We start from the raw sequence: 16262 nt of genomic DNA, 5'->3' as shown, positions 1-16262 counted from the left end.
GCGATGTCCCGCCAACACACGAGTCATTTCTGGAGCCCCCGAGTGAGCAAGCGCACCTTCCAGCCGAACAACCGTCGTCGCGCGAAGACCCACGGCTTCCGGCTGCGTATGCGCACCCGAGCCGGCCGCGCGATTCTCGCGTCCCGCCGTGGCAAGGGTCGCGCCAACCTGTCCGCCTGATCGCATACAGGTCATGACGTGCTGCCTACCGAGAATCGGCTGAGGCGGCGCGAGGACTTCGCGACCGCAGTACGTCGAGGACGCCGGGCCGGCCGCCCGCTACTCGTCGTTCATCTACGCAGCGGTGCAACCGACCCGCACGTGACTGGGGAGAACGCTCCCCCGACGCGTGCGGGTTTCGTTGTCAGCAAATCCGTGGGTGGAGCGGTTGTGCGCACAGCGGTGAAGCGCAGGCTTCGCCATCTGGTCCGTGAACGGCTGGCCCTGCTGCCCCCCGGTAGCCTGGTTGTCGTACGAGCGTTGCCCGGAGCGGGCGACGCCGACCATGAACAGCTGGCCCGAGACCTGGACGCCGCTCTGCAGCGGCTGCTGGGAGGGGGCGCGCGATGAAGTACCCGCTGCTGGCTCTTATCAAGCTGTACCAGTGGACGATCAGCCCACTTCTCGGGCCTGTCTGCCGTTACTACCCGTCGTGTTCCCACTATGGATATACGGCGATCGACCGGCACGGAGCGATCAAGGGAACCGCGCTGACGGCCTGGCGCATCCTTCGCTGCAATCCGTGGTCACCCGGTGGCGTGGACTACGTTCCACCGCGCAAACGTCCGCGTTGGCACGAACTGCTGCGTAGTGCCATGCGCGGTGACAAGGGCGGGGACTCCGCCGCTGATGTGCCTCCCGAGGGGACGGTTTCCGTACCCCCGGGCCCGGCCGCAGAGACTTCGCCCAATGCTCAAGGAGCCTGATTAGTGGACACGATTGCCAGTCTGTTCAGCTTTATCACCTGGCCTGTTTCATGGGTCATTGTCCAGTTCCACACGTTGTATGGAGCGATCTTCGGCAATGACACGGGCTGGGCCTGGGGCCTGTCCATCGTGTCCCTGGTGGTGCTGATCCGGATCTGCCTGATCCCGCTTTTCGTGAAGCAGATCAAGTCGACCCGGAACATGCAGGTGCTCCAGCCGAAGATGAAGGCGATCCAGGAGCGCTACAAGAGCGACAAGCAGCGACAGTCCGAAGAGATGATGAAGCTGTACAAGGAGACGGGTACCAACCCGCTCTCCTCGTGCCTTCCCATCCTGGCGCAGTCGCCGTTCTTCTTCGCCCTGTATCACGTGCTGTCGGCCATCGCCTCGGGCAAGACGATCGGCGTCATCGACCAGCCGCTGCTCGACAGCGCCCGTAAGGCGCACATCTTCGGTGCTCCGCTCGCTGCCAAGTTCATGGACAGCTCGTCGGATGTCGCCGCTCTCGGCGCCTCTCTGACCGACGTCCGGGTCGTCACCGCGATCATGATCGTGATGATGTCGGCGTCGCAGTTCTTCACCCAGCGCCAGCTGATGACGAAGAACGTCGACCTGACGGTCAAGACGCCGTACATGCAGCAGCAGAAGATGCTGATGTACATCTTCCCGCTGATCTTCGCTGTCATGGGCATCAACTTCCCCGTCGGTGTCCTCGTCTACTGGCTGACCACCAACGTCTGGACCATGGGTCAGCAGATGTACGTGATCAACCAGAACCCGACGCCGGGCAGCAAGGCGCAGGACCATTACCTGGGACGTCTGCTGAAGAGCGTCACCGCGCACGGTGAGGTTCGTGGCAGGACCAAGCGCAATACGGTCAAGCGGATCGTGTCCAAGGGCCCGGACCGCAATGACATCGAGCGGAAGTTCATCACCGGGCTGGCCAAGCTGGGCCTCGCCGCCCAGGAGGACGGCACGGTGATCAAGAGCGACACGGCTCTTGCCGAGGCCGAGGGCGGAGCCGCGCGGCGTCAGCAGCCCAAGCGCCAGAGCAAGGCCCAGCGCCAGACCGGTCCTGCCAAGGACATCGGCTCCACCGAGTCGGGATCCAAGACCTCCCTGCAGAAGCAGGACGGATCGCAGGACGACAAGCCCAAGCCGGAGGGCAAGCCGGCGTCCGGCTCCTCACGCCAAGCCAAGTCCGGACAGCGCAAGGGTCCGCAGCGGCCCAAGCACCCGTCCAAGAAGTAAGAAGGAGTCCATCCGTGACGGAAGGCACCACCTCCACGGCCGCTGAGGGCAGCGACACCTTGACCCGCCTTGAGCAGGAGGGCGAGATCGCAGCGGACTATCTTGAGGGCCTGCTCGACATCGCCGATCTCGACGGCGACATCGACATGGACGTCGAGGCGGACCGGGCCGCGGTTTCGATCATCAGCGATTCGGCACGTGATCTGCAGAAGCTCGTGGGCCGCGACGGTGAGGTGCTGGAGGCGCTCCAGGAGCTGACGCGGCTTGCCGTGCACCGGGAGACCGGTGACCGGAGTCGGCTGATGCTGGACATCGCCGGCTTCCGGGCCAAGAAGCGGGCCGAGCTCGCGGAGCTGGGCGCCAAGGCCGCTGACGAGGTCAAGAGCACCGGTGAGCCGGTGAAGCTGGACCCGATGACGCCGTTCGAGCGCAAGGTCGTGCACGATGCGGTCGCGGCCGCCGGTCTGCGCAGTGAGTCCGAGGGCGAGGAGCCGGAGCGCTTCGTCGTCGTTCTCCCGGCCTGACCGGACCCTTGTTCTGTCGGCCCCGTCTGTTCGCAGGCGGGGCCGATCTTTGTCAGCCTGATAGTCAGCCACCCACAGTGCGTTAGTGCGGTACGGAAGGACGGTCCCCGTGACGGCGGAAGTAGAGCTTCCCCAGGCGCCCGAAGAGGCGCGGGCGGTTTTCGGCGAGCTCTTCCCGGAGGCTGTCCGGTACGCGGAACTGCTGGCGGATGCCGGGGTGAAGCGGGGGCTGATCGGCCCGCGTGAGGTGCCGCGGCTGTGGGAGCGGCACTTGCTGAACTGTGCGGTGCTTTCCGAGGTCGTGCCCGAAGGGGTCACGGTCTGCGATGTGGGCTCGGGTGCGGGTCTACCGGGTATCCCTCTGGCGTTGGTGCGCCCGGATCTCAAGATCACTTTGTTGGAGCCCCTGCTCCGTCGGACGAACTTCCTCCAGGAAGTCGTCGAACTGTTGGGGCTGGACCATGTGACGGTCGTGCGCGGCCGGGCCGAGGAGGTCCTGGGAACGCTTCAGCCGGTTCACGTGGTGACGGCTCGGGCCGTGGCGCCGCTCGACCGGCTGGCCGGCTGGGGCGTTCCGCTGCTGCGTCCGTACGGGGAGATGTTGGCGCTCAAGGGGGACACCGCCGAGGAGGAGATCGCCGGTGCGCGTGCGGCCCTGAGCAAGCTCGGTGTGGTGGAGACCGAGGTGCTGCATGTCGGAGAGGGCATTGTCGATCCGATGTCCACGGTGGTGCGCGTGGTGGTCGGCGAGAGCCCGGGTGGTGTGAGGTTCGCCGCAAAGAGGGCCAAGGCCGCGAGGACGAGCCGTACGAGGCGCCGCCGCTGACCCGCTTGGTTGCGCTGTGGACTCATCCGTTACATACGGTTTGTGCCGTCTGTTGGTGATGATCCCGGCAAGCGGCCATACATACCCCGTGCGGAGTGTCGTGCCCCTGTAGCTACGCTGCAGGGGCATCGTGTTTCACGTGAAACGTCGCTCTCTGCTGCATGGGATCATCAGTCGCGGTCGTGCGGCTGCCGCGCCGCGGCATCGCGGGCCCGATAGGGCTACGGAGTTGTCCACAGAAGTGGATTCATCCACAGAAGAGCGGGCCTCGCTGGTTCACGACCCCGAAAGCATGACAGGCTCTGTTCATTGCGAGCCTGAAGTCGAGGAGAGTGAATCCTTGCGGTCCGACGCCAACATCGCGGGACCGATGACCGATCCGGTCCCCGGTCCCCGAACCGAATCGGCGGGGGAGGGTGTTTCACGTGAAACACCGCCGCCGATGGACGACACACCCATCGGTCGCGCGGCCCAGCTGGCGGTCGAGGCCCTTGGCCGCGCCGGCGAGGGTCTGCCCCGTCCTGACCGGACGCGCGTCATGGTGGTGGCCAATCAGAAGGGTGGAGTGGGCAAGACGACCACGACGGTCAATCTTGCGGCCTCGCTCGCGCTCCACGGTGCACGCGTTCTGGTGGTCGACCTCGACCCGCAGGGCAATGCCTCTACGGCTCTGGGTATCGATCACCACGCCGAAGTTCCCTCCATCTATGACGTCCTGGTGGAGAGCAGGCCGCTCTCCGAGGTGGTCCAGCCCGTCCCGGACGTCGAAGGCCTCTTCTGTGCCCCCGCCACCATCGATCTCGCCGGTGCGGAGATCGAGCTGGTGTCGCTGGTGGCGCGGGAGAGCCGACTGCAGCGGGCGATCCAGGCGTACGAGCAGCCGCTGGATTACATCCTGATCGACTGTCCGCCCTCGCTCGGTCTGCTGACGGTCAATGCCATGGTCGCCGGTGCCGAGGTGCTGATTCCCATCCAGTGCGAGTACTACGCCCTGGAAGGGCTGGGGCAGCTGCTGCGCAATGTGGACCTGGTGCGGGGTCATCTCAATCCCGCGCTGCATGTGTCGACGATCCTGCTCACCATGTATGACGGCCGGACCAGGCTCGCTTCACAGGTCGCGGAGGAGGTGCGCACTCACTTCGGCAAGGAGGTGCTGCGGACGAGCATTCCGCGGTCGGTGCGGATTTCGGAGGCACCGAGCTATGGGCAGACCGTGCTGACCTATGACCCGGGTTCGAGCGGGTCGCTCTCGTACCTCGAAGCGGCGCGTGAGATCGCCCTGCGGGGCGTCGGGATGCAGTACGAGGCCCAGCATGCCCACACGGGCACTGGGAACAGCCAGCAGAGCATTTCGGAGGGGATTCAGTGAGCGAGCGTCGAAGAGGGTTGGGGCGTGGGCTGGGTGCCCTGATCCCCGCCGCTCCCCAGGAGAAGCAGGTGCCGTCCACGGGGGCTGGTTCAACGTCTCCTGGGGCGGGTCCTGTCTTGACGGCAGAGCGGGGGGTGGCCGCTGCGAAGGTGGCCGCTCTCGCGTCCGCTCCGGTGGTGCCGGAGCCGAGTGCGCCGGTTACGGCACCCGAAGCCGGCGTGGAGTTGGCGGGAGCTGCCGGTGCGTACTTTGCCGAGGTTCCGCTCGGCACCATTACCCCGAATCCGCGTCAGCCGCGTGAGGTGTTCGACGAGGACGCACTTGCCGAGCTGGTGACCTCCATCAAGGAGGTGGGTCTTCTCCAGCCCGTCGTTGTGCGGAAGACGGGTTCGGATCGCTATGAGCTCATCATGGGTGAGCGTCGCTGGAGGGCCTGCCGTGAGGCGGGTCTGGAGCGGATCCCGGCCATCGTCCGGGACACGGACGACGAGAAGCTTCTCCTGGATGCGCTCCTGGAGAATCTTCACCGGGCTCAGTTGAACCCCTTGGAGGAAGCAGCCGCGTACGACCAGCTGCTCAAGGACTTCAAGTGCACGCATGACCAGCTGGCCGACCGGATCGGGCGTTCGCGCCCCCAGGTGTCCAACACACTGCGTCTGCTGAGGCTGTCGCCTCCGGTTCAGCGCAGGGTTGCGGCCGGCGTTCTGTCGGCCGGTCATGCGCGGGCGCTGCTGTCCGTGGACGACTCGGAGGAGCAGGACAGGCTGGCGCATCGCATCGTGGCCGAAGGGCTGTCGGTGCGCGCGGTCGAAGAGATCGTGACCCTCATGGGGTCCAGGTCCACGAGTCACGCCAAGTCCAAGGGGCCGCGAGCCGGTGGCCGGGTGTCGCCCGCGCTGACTGATCTTGCCTCCCGACTCTCGGATCGCTTCGAGACCCGGGTGAAGGTCGACCTCGGACAGAAGAAGGGGAAGATCGTCGTCGAGTTCGCGTCGATGGAGGATCTGGACCGCATTCTCGGCAGCCTGGCACCGGGTGAGGGGCGGGTGCTGGATCAGGGACCGTCCGACGACCCCGTTGACGGCGACGAGGGCTGACCTCTGCCGGATGGGCTGAGGGGCGGGCTGTGTCCGGGGGCATACCGGAACACAGCCCGCCCTTTGCTTTCTCTCGGTGTCCGCTTCATCCCTGGGTGGATACGATGCGTTCTGGTATGGCACATCCGGCTTGAGTCACCTCGGCGGAGGGAGGGCCATGATCAGTGAGCCGCAGCCGACTGGTGACAGTGGGGCTGGGCCTGGGGGCTGTCGGAGGGTTCTTCGGGAGCCTGCTCCTCGGACGGAGTGCACTGACTGTCGTACGCGATACGGCGGGCGAAGGAAGCGAGGAACAGCCTTCATGGGGCGTCGGCTCGTACCGCTCACACTGGACAACCTTTCCGATCTCCCCAGGCGCTGCCGCTCGTGTGTCTTCTGGGAGCTTGATCCGGTCAGCGGGGAAGCTGCGGTAAAGGCGGGAAGGCCCGAGCTGGAGAAAGAGGCCTGGATCTCGGCCGTTCTACTGGAGTGGGGATCCTGCGGCCGCGTCGCCTATGTCGACGATGTGCCGGTGGGGTTCGTTCTCTACGCACCGCCGGCCTATGTGCCGCGCTCGACGGCTTTCCCGACGAGTCCCGTCTCCCCCGATGCCGTGCAGCTGATGACTGCCTGGATCGTGCCGGGTTACCAGGGGCAGGGTCTGGGGCGGGTCTTGGTGCAGACCGTTGCCAAGGATCTCCTGCGTCGGGGATTCAAGGCGATCGAGGCCTTCGGAGATGCCCGGTGGAAGGAACCCGCCTGTGTGTTGCCCGCGGATCATCTGCTGGCGGTGGGCTTCAAAACCGTACGGCCGCATCCCGTTTATCCACGGCTGAGACTGGAGCTGCGTACGACGCTTTCCTGGAAGGAAGACGTTGAGCTGGCGTTGGACCGGTTGCTGGGTGCCGTCCAGAAGGAACCGGCCCTGAGGCCGCTGTGACCGAAGGGTCCACAACAAACGTGAAACGGGTCCGTCCCCCGAGGGACGGACCCGTTTCACGTGAAACAGCGGACCGTGGTCCTACTCGCCGATGAAGTTTTCGAGGTCGCGGAGGATCGCGGCCTTCGGCTTGGCACCAACGATGGTCTTGGCGACCTCGCCGCCCTGGTAGACGTTCAGGGTCGGGATGGACATGACGCCGTACTTGGCGGCCGTGGCCGGGTTCTCGTCGATGTTGAGCTTGACGATCTCGATCTGGTCGCCGTGCTCGGCGGCGATGGCCTCCAGCGACGGCGCGATCTGGCGGCAGGGACCGCACCAGGCGGCCCAGAAGTCCACCAGTACGGGCTTCTCGCTCTTCAGGACGACCTCGTCGAAGGAGTCGTCGGTCACGTTCTTCAGGGCGCCGGCCACGGCGGCCTCCTTAACTACTTGGGGTGTGGGGTGAGAGAGTCGTGGATCAGACGGTGGCCGCAGCAGCCTTCTCGTCATCGGCGAGCGCAGCGAGGAAGCGTTCGGCGTCGAGAGCGGCCGAGCAGCCCGTGCCGGCGGCGGTGATGGCCTGCCGGTAGGTGTGGTCGACTACGTCACCTGCGCCGAAGACACCGGTCAGGTTGGTGCGCGTCGAGGGGGCGTCGACCTTGAGGTAGCCCTCGTCGTCGAGGTCGAGCTGGCCCTTGAAGAGCTCGGTGCGCGGGTCGTGGCCCACAGCGATGAACAGGCCGGTCACCGCGAGCTCCGACGTCTCGCCGGTCTTGGTGTTCCGCAGGGTCAGACCGGACAGCTTCTGCTCGCCGTGGACTCCGGCGACCTCGCTGTCCCAGGCGAACTTGATCTTCGGGTCGGCGAAGGCGCGGTCCTGCATGGCCTTGGAGGCCCGCAGCGAGTCACGGCGGTGGACGATGGTGACCGACTTGGCGAAGCGGGAGAGGAAGGTCGCCTCCTCCATCGCGGTGTCACCACCGCCGACCACGGCGATGTCCTGGTCCTTGAAGAAGAAGCCGTCACAGGTGGCACACCAGGAGACGCCTCGTCCGGAGAGGGCGTCCTCGTTGGGCAGGCCGAGCTTGCGGTGCTGGGAGCCGGTCGTCACGATCACGGCCTTGGCGCGGTGCACCGTCCCGGCCGTGTCGGTCACCGTCTTGATGTCTCCGCTGAGGTCCACGGAGATGACATCGTCGGGGACGAGCTCGGCGCCGAAGCGTTCCGCCTGGGCGCGCATGTTGTCCATGAGCTCGGGGCCCATGATCCCGTCCTGGAAGCCCGGGAAGTTCTCCACGTCGGTGGTGTTCATCAGTGCGCCGCCGGCGGTGACGGCGCCCTCGAACACCAGCGGCTTCAGCGAGGCGCGTGCGGTGTAAAGGGCGGCCGTGTAGCCCGCGGGGCCGGAGCCGATGATGATCACGTTACGGACGTCGCTCACGGATTTGTTCCTCGTCTCTGCAGACTGCCTACTGTCCACGCCTACTGGGGTCGGTTCAACGACTCTCACCCCACCCAACGGATCCTACGGGGGATGCATTCCCGACGTGCCGGGCGGCGTACGGCGCGATTCTCAAGGACGCGTGTAAGCGCGGGTCAGCAGCAGTTTCCCCTTGGCGGCGGGCTTTTCTCCGACGCAGGCCGCGTCGACGACATACGCCTGGACGCGTGTCGCGTCCGACGGGTGCGGCAGCACGACCAGGAAGGCATGTGTTCCTTCGTAGCTGCCTTCCTCCATGGCGAGGGCCGCGGTCTTGCGACCGATGCCCTGCTCCACACAGGGCGGGACGGACACGATGGGCGCGCGCAACGGCGTTCGAGGCGACTCGGACCCCGGGGAGTCGCTCTTCGGCGTCGACTGCTCCTCGACGGATGGCGCCTTTTTCTCGGTGTCAGCACTTTCTGCACCCGAAGGCTTCGTGGTGGCACTCCGAAGCAGCGTGTGCACCTGGTCTTCGAGTGTGGATTCCGAGAAGCCCCCTGCGCTCTTTGCCGTGGCGTCGGAGCCTCGGTCCGCCGCCTTGAGACCGGCAGCCTCCTGGGACGGCTGAAGGCTCTGCAGCATGAAGACGCTGACACCGACCACGGCCGCACCGAGAGCGGCGCCGAGGACGGCTGCGCGGCGGCGACGCCGGGCCGGTCGGCGTCCAGGGCCGGTCGCTGCGCTCGAATGCCCCGCTGGGCGGTCCGAAGCGCCGGCGGACTCTGTGCTCGGCTTCTGCACCACGGAGCGTTCTGTTTCACGTGAAACATCTGCCGAGTCGGCGGGTGCCGTGGTGCGGAGAGCTTCGGCGGCGAGCGCGGCGTCGATGCGGTCGGCGACATCGTCGGGCATGGGCTGTGGTTCTGGCACAGCGCCGAGCAGTTCTTGGATCTCCACGAGGGAGGCATGGACATCACCGCAGAGTGTGCAGCCGTCCACATGACTGCGTACCTCTGCCGCACGTGACGGTGGGAGCAGCCCTTCCATGAGGTCGGAGATCTCCGAGACATCGGGATGCTGGGTCGTGTCGGTCGTTGATGTCATGCGCGCCCACCTCCGCCCTTCACTGCAGCAGGATCGCTTGTCCCGGTGTCCCTCGGCCCCGATGCCGGTGGGACGGATGCGCGTGGCGTCCGGTTCCTTTCCGCGGTGGCTTCATCGGGTTTTGCACTCTCACTGCGGAGGTGAGTGAGCAGAGGGGCCAGCCGGGCCCGGCCCCGAGCACAGCGGCTCTTCACGGTGCCGGTCGGTACGTCGAGGATGCGTGCCGCCTCGGCCACGGGGTAGCCCTGCATGTCCACGAGGACGAGTGCGGCACGTTGCTCGCTGGGGAGAGTGGCGAGTGCGGCCAGGAGCTCGCGGTGTAGATCCTGGCGCTCCGCCGGCGCCTCGGCGGACTCGTGCGGGTCGAGGAGCTGCTCGAACCGTTCGGTGTCATTGACCGGTGAGGTCTTGCGGGTGGCTGCCTTGCGGACCCGGTCGAGGCAGGCGTTGACGGTGATGCGGTGCAGCCAGGTGGTGACGGCGGACTGGCCGCGGAAGGTGTGGGCGGCCCGGAAGGCGGAGACCAAGGCGTCCTGGACGGCGTCGGCGGCTTCCTCGCGGTCGCCCAGGGTCCGGAGTGCCACGGCCCACAGCCGGTCGCGGTGGCGTCGTACGAGCTCGCCGAAGGCGTCGGGTTCACCGGCCACATGGCGAGCGAGGAGGTCTGAGTCGCTAGAGTCGGGTTTTAAGGATTCAGCAACCACGCGATACCCCTAAATGCCTAAAAGAAACCTTAACCTCGGGCTTTCGCGAAATGGGTCGTCCAAGGCTTGATCAGGAAAGCGGAAAGTGCCCCTGATCGGAAAACTCCATGGTCAGGTGGGCATGGCCAAGTAGCCCCCGGTGGCGTGTGCTGTCAGGCGGCTGCCGGGATGAGGGTGACGCCGTGGCCGAGGGCCTTGAGCCGGCGGGCGAGGTCGCGGCTCTTGCGGCCCGGGTCGAGGTTGTGGGTTGTGTGGAAGTCGGTGCCGATACCGAGGCTGAACACAATACCAATGACTGCTGACACGCACGTTTTCGCCGGAGCTGGTGGACCGGGTGGTCGCTGAGTGCGGCCGTTCTGGCCTGCGCACTCGGCTGCTGACGCCGCGGGTGGTGGTCTATTTCGTGCTGGCGATGTGCCTGTTCTCGGGGCAGGACCATGAGGAGGTCGCGTGGCTGCTCATGCAGGGTCTGACCTGGGTGAAGCGCTGGTCGGGCTTGTGGCAGGTGCCGAGTACGGCGGCGATCTCGCGGGCGCGGGTGAAGCTGGGGCCGGAGCCTTTGAAAGCGCTGTTCGCCGAGGTTGCCCGGCTGTTGGCGACCGAGGAGACCCGAGGTGCCCGGTGTGGGCGGTGGTGGCTGGTGGCGATCGACGGCACGGTCTTCGATGTGCCGTGCAACGAGCAGAACGCCGCGCACTTCGGGCGGCTGAAGACCCGTCGCACCGAGCGGTGCGCGTATCCGCAGGTGCGGATGGTGGCGCTGGCCCGAGTGTGGCACCCACGCCATCACCGCCGCCCTGGGGCCGCTGTCGTCCTCCGAACCGGCCCTGGCTCGTGGGCTGTTCGGTCATCTCGGCGAGGGGGATCTGTTACTGGCCGGCCGTGGGTTCACCGGGGTGGAGCTGTGGCGGGCGGGCGGGCTCGGCCGGTGGCGCGGACCTGCCGTGGCGGATTCGCTCGCATCAGATCCTGCCGGCGCGCGAGGAACTTCCCGACAGCTCTTACCTGTCGGAGATCGTCGTCGCGAAGGACCGTAAGCGCGCCGAACCCACGCCCGTGCGGGTCGTCGAGTACGCACTTCACGGCAACAGGCTTTCCCGAACAGGATGTCCCCTACCAGCTGATCACCACGAACCTCGACCCCGAGGCCGCCCCGGCCGCCCGCCACCACGAGCGGTGGGAGATCGAGACCACGCTGGACGAGCTGAAGACCCACCAGCGCGGTCCCGCCCAGGTCCTGCGCTCCCGCTCGCCCGACGGCGTCGAGCAGGAAGTCTGGGGCCACCTGCTGGTCCACTACGCCATTCGCAGCCTGATGCACGACACCGCGGACGCCGCCCAACTCGACGCCGACCGGATCTCCTTCACCCGCAGCCTCCGCCTCGCCCGCCGCCAGGGCACCGCGCAGGCGGCCTTTTCCCCTGACCGTCTGGCCACAGCCCTCGCCGAAAGCCTGCAGGAGATAACCCGGCACCTGCTGTCCGCCCGCCGCAGACGCTTCAACCCCCGCGCCATCAAACGCAAGATGTCCGGCTTCGGCGTCAAACACGACGAACACCGACACCCTCCTCAACCCGCCCGGAGCCCGGCCAAGGCCTGCGCCATCGCCCCGCACTGGCGCAGAGCCTTAATCAACCCACCAACGAAGGTCCCACGAAGCTGGGACCCGATCCCTTAAGTCACTGGTATCGAGGCTAAACAGTGACGCCGCTGCAACGACGGTTTCAAGACCGCTCCCTACGGCCGCTCTGACACATTTCCCCGCGTTCGCTCACCCGGGGCGGACGCGGGTACGAGCATGGAAACGGGACGGCATCATGGGGGCCTCGGCCCACATTCGGGTGTACGCTGACGAGCTCCGAAAACGATCTTGAAATGGGGAGTCAATGCTTTCTGTTCGTAAGGCACTTGTCACTGCTTCAGTAGCGATATCGGCCGTTGCCAGCGCCCTTGTCGCGGCTTCCCCGGCGAGCGCATCGGTCTGGACCGACTCATCCAGCAGCACCAGCTGTGATTCCCAGTGCCTGGTTCTCTTCTACAACACCGGCTACGCGGGCTCGTACACGAGGTTCAGCTCCACCGGTTCTGGCAGCGAGGGAATCCGCGACTTGGCCGCGTACACCTTCCTGAGCTCCGGTGCCGGGCAGGGAATGAGCCTGAAGAACCACGCGGCCTCGGCGAAGGCGCGCATCTGGAGTGTCGACTCCAGCGTGACGATCTACTACAACAGCGGCTACGCAGGCCCTTGCGACAAGCTCAACACGAACGAACAGCCGAGGGCCTACCAGCTCTCGAAAACGTACAACAACAATGCGTCGGTGCTCTTCCGGAGCGCGAAGGTCAGCCAGGGCTGCGTCAACTTCAGCTGACCAGGGTCATGGATTCGTGGCGGCCGCGTTCCAAACGGCCGCCCCATTCTTGTGGAGGAGTGTGCAGTGTCCATGGCGAGACAGGACTTGCCAGCCATGACGTCACGTGCTCTTGCGCTCGTGGCGACCGTGCTCCTGGCGACGACCTCCTGCTCGGCCCCTCAAGGAGGCACCGGTGGCAAGTCCGGTGGTCAAGGCATGGACGCCCGCTCCTCGGCAGCACCCTCTGCCAGTGCTTCCCTGCCGATTGAAAAGTTCGCTCTTACTGCCCAGGAGTCCCACACCGTCGAGCGTGCCAAGGTACTCCTGGCCAACGAGTGTCTGCGAGGGTTCGGTCTCGACTACCGGATACCGGAGCCTTCACCGTTGGTTCTCGAATCCACCAGGCGCTACGGGATAACGGACCGCGAGGTCGCCCGCGACCATGGATACCACCTGCCCCCACAGGCCGGACAGGCAGACGTTGCCAAGCAGCCCACCGAGGCACAGAAGGCGATCCTGTTCGGAACGAATCGCAAGGGAGAGCGACAGACGACAAGTCCCGACGGCCGCACGATTTCACCTGGCGGCTGTTACGGGGATGCCGAGGTCCAGCTGAACGGCGGACCGCTCCCTGAGTCCGACATCGCCGTCGCGGCGACCATCGACAGGGAGAGCTTCAAGCGCTCCCTGGCCGACAAGAGAGTCGTCCAGGCATTCCGTGAGTGGTCGACGTGCGTGGAGCGCCACGGCTACCGGTACCAGGACCCCATGGCGTCCGTGAGCGATCGGGCTTTCGACACTGAGGAACCGACCCAGCGGGAGAGGGCAGTGGCCCTGGCGGACATGGACTGCAAGACCGAGGTGGGTCTGCTGAAGATCTGGGGTGCGGTCGAGACCGAGATTCAGGCACGCATGGTCAAGAACAAATCCTCGACGCTGAACAGGCTGCGCTCCTTCCAGAAGCGCAAGGTGAGCAATGCCAGCGAGGTCATCAAGCGCCTGAGCAACTGAGCAGCGCCCTGGTCAGTGCGGGTTGGCGTGGTTTCAGGTTCGCTGGTTCGGTGGCTGCCTGGTTGGCGTAGTGCTTCTCTTCGTACTCGATCGGGCTGAGGTAGCCGAGCCGTTTCTGGATGCAGCGGGGGCTGTAGAGGCCGTCGATGTATTCGAAGGGCGCGAGGCTCGCCTCGGCCCGGGTGTCGAAGACGCGGCTGCGGATGCATTCGGTCTTGATGACCATCCAGAGGTTTTCCGCCAGGGCATTGTCGTACGAGTCGCCGACCGAGCCCATGGACGCTTGGATCCCGGCTCTGACCAGGCGTGTTGTGAGCTTCACGGACGTGTATTGGCAGCCGTGGTCCGCATGGTGAATGAGCTCGCCGGCGACGGGCTCGCGGCCGGCCAGGGCGTATTCCAGCAAGGTCAGGATCAGGCCGGCTTCGGCGCGGGCGGAGGTCTCCCGGGCCACGACCCGGCGGGAGAACACGTCGCGCATGCGATGCCCACGATCCCGGTCACATTTCGTCACCACCGATTACGGGACAGAGCCGAACGATTTACAGTCCCCCGCACGACTTCCCGAACCGTTGCACGGTCTAGTCCTACTCCTGCGCTGCCTGGCGCGACGAGGGAATCTTTGCCCAGCTCAACTACGGCCTGGCCGGTCTGGCTCGCGTCAAAGAGGGCCGTCGGCTCGAACCGACCGGCTCCGTGATCGGTACCCAGAGCGCGAAGACCGCGAGCAACGTGCCCCTGGCCAGCCAGGGAGCAGACGCCGGGAAGAAGATTGCCGGCAGGAAGCGGGGCATCCTCACCGACACGATCGGCCTCATCTTCGCTGTGACCGTCACCGCCTCCGGTCTCTCGGAGAACGCCCTGGGAAGCGTTTTGCTCGTTTCTCCGAGGTAGATCATCTCTTGCGGATGAGTTATGGCGACACCGTGTGTTTCTGGGGGCTGAGGGGATTGCGACGTTGCCCGCTCGACGAGGTTTGAGTTTATGGAGAAGGTGCGGCATCGGTGAATAGGGGGCGAGTGTGATGACCCGCGAGCAGGTAGTCAGCCCATGAATTTAACATCGGTGATGGCTTGTTTGTAGCCTGCTCTACTGTAGCGATCGGCGGGTGACTTCGGCATGTCGGTAAGCCATACGAGAACGAACCGGGTCTTTACCGGGTTCTTCGTTTGCAGTTTCGCTTCTGTGCCGATCGTCTCGGTCGTTGCGATTTTCTTCATCGACGTTAGCGGCGTTGAAGAGTTGAGAGAGTCGGCCGCGTAGAGCGAGGCGGTGGTGTGATCGCCACCGAATTGAAGTCTTACGGAGGCTGACGAAATGAACTGAGCAGAATGGAGTTCATACACGATGCCGACGCCCTGTTTGAAGGGGGCCAATTTGGGGCCGTCTATGAAGCTTTTGGACCGCCAGTATGTAGAGCTGTCTCCGTCATAGGTCAGGCCAACATCCTCTGGATGCTGTGCTTTCCCGTCCGGAAAATACTCGGCCGCGTTCTTGATCGTGAGAGGTTGGCCCGTGGGCTCCCTCTTGTCGTCGCCGCTTCCCGGGGTGGTCTGGGTGGTGTCGTCGGTCCCCGAGTCCTTGCCATGGTCCAGGAGCGTCTCGGCGAGTTGCCAGCTGCCGAGGCCCAGGGCGGCAATGAGCAGTGCGGACACCGCCCACTTGAGGACCTTGCCGGTGCGGCTCTGGAGCGGGGGCGGTGGCACGGCGATCACGGGCTGGGTGGCGCCGGGGCCCGTGGGCGGGCGTCCGTAGGTGCCCTGCTGGTAGGTCGTGCGCTGATACTCCGGGGGCGCCGTGAACGTGGGCTCCGGAGGACGGATGCGGGGCATCGCGGCAACGGCCCTGGCCAGCTCGTCCGGGGTGGTGCACGGCTGCTCCTGCCGGGAAGCAGTGGCGCCGTCGTTGGCGAGTGCGCGCATGGAGAGCTCGGACAGGCCCCGATGCACGCCGGCCCGCACCTGGTCGGGGGCGATCAGCCCCATTCCCTTGGGCAGCCCGGACAGGCCGTAGGCGTCGGTCTCGTACGGCCAGCGCTGGGTCAGCGCGGCATAGAGCAGGGCACCGATCGCCTCGGTGTCCGCACGCTGGGGGCTTTCGGAGGTGATGCCCCGCAGGGCGGCGTTCACCGCGAGGCCACGGATGCGGTACTGGCCGGTCGAGCTGCGCAGCACCGCCCCGGGGGTCAGCCTCAGATGCGCGAGACCTTCTCGGTGCGCGGCTGCCATGGCCTGGGAGACCTGGCTGACGAGCTGGTACGCGTCGTGTGCGTCCATCGGCCCGGAGGCCAGCAGGGAGGTGAGCTCGGTGGCGTCGGGGAGCCACTCATGGACGACGTAGACGAGGTCGTCCTCCTCCACCGCGTCGAGTACCTGCACGAAGCGCGGGTCGCCGAGCAGGGCGGAGGATCTGGCGGCGGCCAGCACGGAGCGGGCGCGGGGGTGCTCGGCCGGGAGCAGATGAACGCCCACCGCGCGGCGCAGCTTCTCGTCGACAGCGCGCCAGCTGCTGAATCCGTCCAGACGGGTGACGCACTCCTCGAGCCGGTAACGTCTGGCAAGTTTGTGCCCGCTGTGCAGGTCAGGGGTCGGCAGGGTGGTCTCGGCGCTGATCTGCTCTCCGTCCGTGTCCTGCGGCTCGGTGCCCGTCGTGTCCTGAGCTTCTGCCGTCCCGTCGGTCGTGGCCTCGTCCGCCTTGGCGGTCAGCGGCTCATCACCGCTGTTGTCGGCCACGTCGACGGCAGCCGTGCTACGTTCCGCCACCGTCGTTCCTGCC

The 16262-nt window shown here is 66.1% G+C and carries 19 protein-coding genes and 1 pseudogene; 13 read left to right on the top strand and 7 right to left on the bottom strand.

Annotated features, from left to right (window positions below; genetic code table 11):
• Positions 1–42: 42 nt before the first annotated feature.
• From rpmH to ACZ68L_RS13590, 9 genes are all read left to right on the top strand, one after another.
• Positions 43–180 (top strand): 50S ribosomal protein L34, encoded by a 138-nt coding sequence (gene rpmH / locus ACZ68L_RS13630; RefSeq protein ID WP_030930485.1) that lies wholly within the window; start codon positions 43–45, stop codon positions 178–180.
• Between the two features lie 18 nt (positions 181–198).
• Complete coding sequence (rnpA, locus tag ACZ68L_RS13625; RefSeq protein ID WP_469576813.1) at positions 199–570, top strand: ribonuclease P protein component; 372 nt, start codon at positions 199–201, stop codon at positions 568–570.
• Positions 567–926, top strand: a complete 360-nt coding sequence (gene yidD, locus ACZ68L_RS13620) for a membrane protein insertion efficiency factor YidD (RefSeq protein WP_469576811.1) — start codon at positions 567–569, stop codon at positions 924–926. The genes rnpA and yidD overlap by 4 nt, the downstream gene beginning before the upstream one ends.
• 3 nt (positions 927–929) lie before the next feature.
• Complete coding sequence (gene yidC / locus ACZ68L_RS13615) at positions 930–2177, top strand: membrane protein insertase YidC (RefSeq protein ID WP_469576810.1); 1248 nt, start codon at positions 930–932, stop codon at positions 2175–2177.
• A gap of 14 nt (positions 2178–2191) precedes the next feature.
• Positions 2192–2701 carry a Jag family protein gene (locus tag ACZ68L_RS13610; protein WP_124719874.1) on the top strand — a complete coding sequence of 170 codons (510 nt, stop codon included), beginning with the start codon at positions 2192–2194 and terminating at the stop codon, positions 2699–2701.
• Between the two features lie 109 nt (positions 2702–2810).
• Positions 2811–3527 (top strand): 16S rRNA (guanine(527)-N(7))-methyltransferase RsmG, encoded by a 717-nt coding sequence (rsmG, locus tag ACZ68L_RS13605; RefSeq protein WP_469576809.1) that lies wholly within the window; start codon positions 2811–2813, stop codon positions 3525–3527.
• Between the two features lie 292 nt (positions 3528–3819).
• A complete protein-coding gene (locus ACZ68L_RS13600) occupies positions 3820–4896 on the top strand; it encodes a ParA family protein (protein ID WP_469576907.1) in 1077 nt (358 codons plus the stop codon).
• Positions 4893–5993: a ParB/RepB/Spo0J family partition protein gene (locus ACZ68L_RS13595; protein WP_469576807.1), complete on the top strand. Its 1101-nt coding sequence runs from the start codon at positions 4893–4895 to the stop codon at positions 5991–5993. The genes ACZ68L_RS13600 and ACZ68L_RS13595 overlap by 4 nt, the downstream gene beginning before the upstream one ends.
• A gap of 301 nt (positions 5994–6294) precedes the next feature.
• On the top strand, positions 6295–6912 hold the full coding sequence (locus ACZ68L_RS13590) for a GNAT family N-acetyltransferase (RefSeq protein ID WP_469576805.1): 618 nt from the start codon (positions 6295–6297) through the stop codon (positions 6910–6912).
• 81 nt (positions 6913–6993) lie between these two features.
• On the opposite strand, the gene trxA is transcribed toward ACZ68L_RS13590, so the two are convergent.
• The 5 genes from trxA to ACZ68L_RS13565 all read right to left on the bottom strand — a co-directional run bounded on the left by trxA (position 6994) and on the right by ACZ68L_RS13565 (position 10409).
• Positions 6994–7326, bottom strand: coding sequence for a thioredoxin (trxA, locus tag ACZ68L_RS13585; protein WP_361449616.1), 333 nt, complete (start codon positions 7324–7326; stop codon positions 6994–6996).
• Between the two features lie 46 nt (positions 7327–7372).
• Positions 7373–8335 (bottom strand): thioredoxin-disulfide reductase, encoded by a 963-nt coding sequence (trxB, locus tag ACZ68L_RS13580; RefSeq protein ID WP_391741290.1) that lies wholly within the window; start codon positions 8333–8335, stop codon positions 7373–7375.
• 132 nt (positions 8336–8467) lie between these two features.
• Positions 8468–9421, bottom strand: coding sequence for an anti-sigma factor family protein (locus ACZ68L_RS13575; protein ID WP_469576803.1), 954 nt, complete (start codon positions 9419–9421; stop codon positions 8468–8470).
• Positions 9418–10125 (bottom strand): RNA polymerase sigma factor SigM, encoded by a 708-nt coding sequence (sigM, locus tag ACZ68L_RS13570; RefSeq protein ID WP_469576801.1) that lies wholly within the window; start codon positions 10123–10125, stop codon positions 9418–9420. The genes ACZ68L_RS13575 and sigM overlap by 4 nt, the downstream gene beginning before the upstream one ends.
• Positions 10126–10277: 152 nt before the next feature.
• The gene (locus ACZ68L_RS13565) at positions 10278–10409 is read right to left on the bottom strand and encodes a hypothetical protein (RefSeq protein WP_469576799.1); all 132 of its coding nucleotides are present in this window, start codon (positions 10407–10409) and stop codon (positions 10278–10280) included.
• Positions 10410–10420: 11 nt separating this feature from the next.
• Here ACZ68L_RS13565 and ACZ68L_RS13560 point away from each other — a divergent pair, with 11 nt between their 5' ends.
• The 3 genes from ACZ68L_RS13560 (at position 10421) to ACZ68L_RS13550 (ending at position 13487) form a co-directional block, all read left to right on the top strand.
• Positions 10421–11803 (top strand): transposase domain-containing protein, encoded by a 1383-nt coding sequence (locus ACZ68L_RS13560; protein WP_469576905.1) that lies wholly within the window; start codon positions 10421–10423, stop codon positions 11801–11803.
• Between the two features lie 208 nt (positions 11804–12011).
• The gene (locus tag ACZ68L_RS13555; protein WP_469576798.1) at positions 12012–12494 is read left to right on the top strand and encodes a hypothetical protein; all 483 of its coding nucleotides are present in this window, start codon (positions 12012–12014) and stop codon (positions 12492–12494) included.
• Between the two features lie 198 nt (positions 12495–12692).
• On the top strand, positions 12693–13487 hold the full coding sequence (locus ACZ68L_RS13550; protein WP_469576797.1) for a hypothetical protein: 795 nt from the start codon (positions 12693–12695) through the stop codon (positions 13485–13487).
• On the opposite strand, the gene ACZ68L_RS13545 is transcribed toward ACZ68L_RS13550, so the two are convergent.
• The gene (locus ACZ68L_RS13545) at positions 13468–13968 is read right to left on the bottom strand and encodes a transposase (protein ID WP_469576796.1); all 501 of its coding nucleotides are present in this window, start codon (positions 13966–13968) and stop codon (positions 13468–13470) included. The two genes, ACZ68L_RS13550 and ACZ68L_RS13545, sit on opposite strands and share 20 nt — an antisense overlap.
• Positions 13969–14039: 71 nt before the next feature.
• Between ACZ68L_RS13545 and ACZ68L_RS13540 the strand changes: the two are divergent.
• A pseudogene (locus tag ACZ68L_RS13540) lies at positions 14040–14366 on the top strand (IS5/IS1182 family transposase); the annotation flags it as partial.
• 164 nt (positions 14367–14530) lie between these two features.
• On the opposite strand, the gene ACZ68L_RS13535 reads toward ACZ68L_RS13540, so the two are convergent.
• Positions 14531–16249: a protein kinase family protein gene (locus tag ACZ68L_RS13535; protein WP_469576794.1), complete on the bottom strand. Its 1719-nt coding sequence runs from the start codon at positions 16247–16249 to the stop codon at positions 14531–14533.
• Between the last annotated feature and the right edge of the window lie 13 nt (positions 16250–16262).

The organism is Streptomyces sp. NPDC104309 (genome assembly GCF_055584025.1).
Note: the sequence above shows the minus strand (reverse complement) of the source record. Positions and strands in the feature narration are given on the sequence as shown.

What these genes read in the sequence shown, in the direction of transcription:
- yidD (WP_469576811.1), top strand. Translation starts at nt 567, where the DNA reads ATGAAGTACCCGCTGCTGGCTCTTATCAAGCTGTACCAGTGGACGATC.
- ACZ68L_RS13600 (WP_469576907.1), top strand. Translation starts at nt 3,820, where the DNA reads ATGACAGGCTCTGTTCATTGCGAGCCTGAAGTCGAGGAGAGTGAATCC.
- ACZ68L_RS13590 (WP_469576805.1), top strand. Translation starts at nt 6,295, where the DNA reads ATGGGGCGTCGGCTCGTACCGCTCACACTGGACAACCTTTCCGATCTC.
- ACZ68L_RS13575 (WP_469576803.1), bottom strand. Translation starts at nt 9,421, where the DNA reads ATGACATCAACGACCGACACGACCCAGCATCCCGATGTCTCGGAGATC.
- ACZ68L_RS13555 (WP_469576798.1), top strand. Translation starts at nt 12,012, where the DNA reads ATGCTTTCTGTTCGTAAGGCACTTGTCACTGCTTCAGTAGCGATATCG.
- ACZ68L_RS13550 (WP_469576797.1), top strand. Translation starts at nt 12,693, where the DNA reads ATGGACGCCCGCTCCTCGGCAGCACCCTCTGCCAGTGCTTCCCTGCCG.
- ACZ68L_RS13545 (WP_469576796.1), bottom strand. Translation starts at nt 13,968, where the DNA reads ATGCGCGACGTGTTCTCCCGCCGGGTCGTGGCCCGGGAGACCTCCGCC.